Source organism: Streptomyces xingningensis (assembly GCF_054957865.1).
On sequence record NZ_JBDJPF010000136.1, the window covers coordinates 1 to 4,057 of the forward strand.

Below are 4,057 nucleotides of genomic sequence, written 5' to 3' on the forward strand. Positions count from 1 at the left end.
GGGGCGGCCCCCGCCCGCCCCCGCGCCCCGCCGGCCCCCCCCCGGCCGGGGGCCCGGCCCTCGCCCCCCCCCCCGGCGGGGGCCGGCCGGCGGGCCGCGGCCGGGCCCGCGCTGCGGTTGTTGCGCTTGGTGGTGCAGAGTTCGGTGTGCGGGAACCAGTAGAACTCGAAGTGTTCGTTCTCGGCCACGAGTTGATCGAATTCCTTGGTGACCCGTTCCAGGGGCATCGGCTCCTCGTGGGCCCTGAGCAGGAACTCCGGCTCCACCGCGAAGGTGATCGCGGTGATCACTCCCAGGGCACCCAGTCCCACCCGGGCCGCCGCGAAGACATCCGGGTGCTCCCGTGCCGAGCAGTGCAGCACCGAGCCGTCCGCCGTCACCAGCTCCAGGCCGCTGATCTGTGCGGCGATGGCGGCCGAGTCCCGGCCGGTGCCATGGGTGCCGGTGCTGACCGCGCCGGAGACCGTCTGTTCCATGATGTCGCCCATGTTGGTCAGCGAGAGGCCGCCGTGGGACAGCGCCGTGTTCAGCTGTCTGAGCGTGGTGCCCGCCGCGACCGTCACGGTCCCGGCCGCGCGGTCGATCGCGCGGATTCCGGTGAGGCGGTCAGGGCGTATCAGCAGCCCGTCGGTGACGGCCGCGGCGGTGAAGGAGTGCCCGCTGCCCACGGCCTTGACCCGCAGTCCGTCCGCCGCGGCCCGGGCGACCGCCGCGGCCAGCTCCCCGGTGCCGGCCGGGGTCACCGTGCGCACCGGCCGGGCGGTGACATTCCCCGCCCAGTTAGCCCACGTGTTCGTCCTCGTTGTCCCCGCCATGCTCGTCAGCCCCTCCCCTTGCCCGCGGGGTGGACGGCTCCACCCGCTCCGGCGCCGGCCGCAGCCGGCGGTAGCCGAGGAACGCGACCATGGCCGCCAGCGCCCCCGCCGTGCCGGGCACCGCATACCCCGCCTCGGCCCCGGCGGCGTCCACCACCAAGCCGGCGGCCGACGAGCCGAGCGCCACCCCGACCGCCAGCCCGGTGCTGGTCCAGGTGATGCCCTCGGTCAGGTTCGCGCGCGGTACGTGCTGCTCGACCAGGCCCATGGTGGTCACCATCGTCGGCGCGATGGCGAGGCCGGCAAAGAACAGCGCCACGGCCAAGAACGCCAGGTTCCCGACCAGTTGGAGGGGGATCATACTCACGGCCATCGCACATACGCCCAGCAGCCAGCGGCGCGCGGGGTCGCCCTTGAGGTGCAGCAGCCCGAACACGGAGCCCGCCAGGCAGGAGCCCAGGGCGTACACCGCGAGCACCACGCTGGCCATGGCCTTGTGGCCCCGGTCCTCGGCGAAGGCCACCGTCACGACCTCCATCGAACCGAACAGCGCCCCGGTGGCCACGAACGTCAGCACCAGCACCTGAAGGCCGCGCGAGCGCAGGGCCGTGCCGCCCGAGCGCTGGTCGCGCGGGTGCGGTACGGGCTCGGTGGCGCGCTGTGCGACGAGCCAGAAGACGCCGACCGCCAGGAAACAGCCGGCCAGCAGCGGCCCGGCCTCCGGGAACCAGCCCGTGGACAGGCCGATCGACAGGATCGGCCCGACGATGAAGACGAATTCGTCGATGACCGACTCGGCCGAGTAGGCGGTGTGCAGTTCACGCGGAGAGCCGTGGTAGATCGCCGCCCACCGGGCCCGCACCATGGAACCCACGCTGGGCACACAGCCCAGGCCCGCCGAGAACACGAACAATGTCCAGTCGGGCCAGCCCTGTTGCGCACTCAACAGCAGTCCGACGAGCGAGACCAGCGACAGCAGGGTGGCCGGGCGCAGCACCCGCCGCTGTCCGTGCCGGTCGACCAGGCGCGACACCTGAGGTCCCAGCACGGCGGCGGCCAGCGCCTCGACCGCGGTGAGGGCACCGGCCAGCCCGTACCGCCCGGTGAGCTCGGAGATCATGGTGACGATGCCGACGCCCATCATGGACAGCGGCATACGGCCGAGGAAGCCGGCTGCGGAGAAGCTCTTGGCGCCGGGGGCGCCGAATATCGCGCTGTAGGGACTGGACAAGACCGGCTCCGCGCTCAGGGGGACAGGGGTGACGAGACGAGAGTGTCGTAAGGACTATGGATGGGCTATACAGCTTACGAGTGAACATACGTACGTCGCACGGCTATTTACCGTCGACTCCGGTCCCGGTCGGCCGCGGTTTCCCGGCTGTCGGTGGCGGGTGGCAGGATCGGAGCCATGTCGGATCAGCCAGCCCATGCCCCCTATGACGCCCTGCTGCTGCTCTCGTTCGGCGGCCCCGAGGGCCCGGACGATGTCGTTCCGTTCCTGGCGAACGTGACCCGAGGCCGCGGCATCCCCCCCGAGCGGCTCAAGGAGGTGGGCCGGCACTACTTCCTCTTCGGTGGCGTGAGTCCGATCAACGACCAGAACCGGCAGCTGCTGGGCGCGCTGCGCGCGGAGTTCGCCGCGGCCGGCCTGGAGCTGCCGGTCTACTGGGGCAACCGCAACTGGGCGCCCTACCTCACCGATACGCTGCGCGAGCTGGTGGCCGCCGGACACCGCCGCGTCCTGACCCTCGCCACCAGCGCCTACGCCTCCTACTCCGGCTGCCGGCAGTACCGCGAGAACCTCGCCGACGCCTTGGCCGCCCTGGCCGCCGAGGGGCTGGAGCCGCCCCGCGTCGACAAGCTGCGCCACTACTTCAACCACCCCGGCTTCATCCGTCCCATGGTCGATGCGACACTGGCGGCGCTCGCCGAGCTGCCCGCGGAGACGAGGGCGACCGCGCACCTGGCCTTCACCACACACTCCATCCCCACGGCCGCCGCGGACACCTCCGGACCACCCGCCGGCCAGGGCGACGGCGGAGCCTATGTGGCCCAGCACCTCGACGTCGCCAGGACCATCGCCGAGGCGGTGCGCCAGGAGACCGGCACCGACCGCCCCTGGCGCCTGGTCTACCAGTCCCGCAGCGGCGCCCCGCACATCCCCTGGCTGGAACCCGACATCTGCGAGCACCTCGAGGCCGTGCACGCCTCGGGCGCCCCCGGCGTCGTCATGGTTCCGATCGGCTTCGTCTCGGACCACATGGAGGTCAAATACGATCTCGACACCGAGGCCACGGCCAAGGCCGCCGAGCTCGGCCTGCCGGTTTCCCGCGCCGCCACCGTGGGCGCCGACCCCCGCTTCGCGGCGGCCGTCCGCGAGCTGGTGCTGGAGCGGGCCGCCGCCGAGCGCGGCGAGCGGCCGGAGCGCTGCGCACTCGGCGCCCTGGGCCCCTCCCACGACCTGTGCCCCGTCGGCTGCTGCCCGGCCAGAGCCCCGCACCCGGCCGCCGCCGGCGCCGACAGCCCGTACGCCTGAGGAGCACCATGACCGACCTGCCCGGCGACTCGCTCAAGGCCGAACTCCTGGCCGTGGCCCTGGAAGCCGCCGACCTGGCGGGCACCCTGCTGAAGGACGGCCGCCCGGCCGACCTGGGGGTGGCCGCGACCAAGACCAGCCCGATCGACATCGTCACCGAAATGGACCTCGCCGCCGAGAAGCTGATCACCGGCTTCCTCGCCGACCGCCGCCCGCACGACGGGCTGCTCGGCGAGGAGGGGGCCAGCAGCGAGGGCACCAGCGGGATGCGCTGGGTCATCGACCCCATCGACGGCACCGTCAACTACCTCTATGGGCTGCCCTCCTGGGCCGTCTCCATCGCGGCCGAGGTCGACGGCGAGACGGTGGCCGGAGTGGTCGCCGCCCCCCTGCGCGGCGAGACCTACCGGGCGGTCCTGGGCCAGGGCGCCTTCCTCGGCGACCGCAGGCTGCGAGTGCGCTCCGCACCCGCCCTCGAGCAGGCGCTCATCGGCACCGGCTTCGGCTACCTCGCCGAGCGGCGGGCCGCGCAGGCGGAGGTGCTGCGCGCCCTGCTGCCCCGGGTGCGCGACATCCGGCGCGGGGGATCGGCCGCGATCGACCTGTGCGATGTGGCCTGCGGCCGGCTCGACGGCTACTACGAGCGCGGGCTCAACCGTTCCTATTCAGTGAGCAGGAGTGAGTCTTGGACCCACACCTGGTCACT

The 4,057-nt window shown here is 72.9% G+C and carries 4 protein-coding genes; 2 read left to right on the forward strand and 2 right to left on the reverse strand.

What is annotated here, in order from left to right:
- Both ABCR83_RS32335 and ABCR83_RS32340 read right to left on the reverse strand, forming a co-directional pair.
- Positions 1-815: FAD-binding protein (locus ABCR83_RS32335; RefSeq protein WP_462698830.1), on the reverse strand; the 815-nt coding region annotated here is incomplete at its 3' end.
- On the reverse strand, positions 781-2,046 hold the full coding sequence (locus ABCR83_RS32340; protein WP_462698831.1) for an MFS transporter: 1,266 nt from the start codon (positions 2,044-2,046) through the stop codon (positions 781-783). The genes ABCR83_RS32335 and ABCR83_RS32340, both read right to left, overlap by 35 nt.
- Positions 2,047-2,223: 177 nt before the next feature.
- Here ABCR83_RS32340 and ABCR83_RS32345 point away from each other — a divergent pair, with 177 nt between their 5' ends.
- Together ABCR83_RS32345 and ABCR83_RS32350 are read left to right on the forward strand one after the other, a co-directional pair.
- Entirely contained in the window at positions 2,224-3,351 is a 1,128-nt protein-coding gene (locus tag ABCR83_RS32345; protein WP_462698832.1) for a ferrochelatase, read from the forward strand.
- A gap of 8 nt (positions 3,352-3,359) precedes the next feature.
- A partial coding sequence (locus tag ABCR83_RS32350; protein WP_462698833.1) for an inositol monophosphatase family protein occupies positions 3,360-4,057 on the forward strand: 698 nt, incomplete at its 3' end.

What these genes read in the sequence shown, in the direction of transcription:
- ABCR83_RS32345 (WP_462698832.1), top strand. Translation starts at nt 2,224, where the DNA reads ATGTCGGATCAGCCAGCCCATGCCCCCTATGACGCCCTGCTGCTGCTC.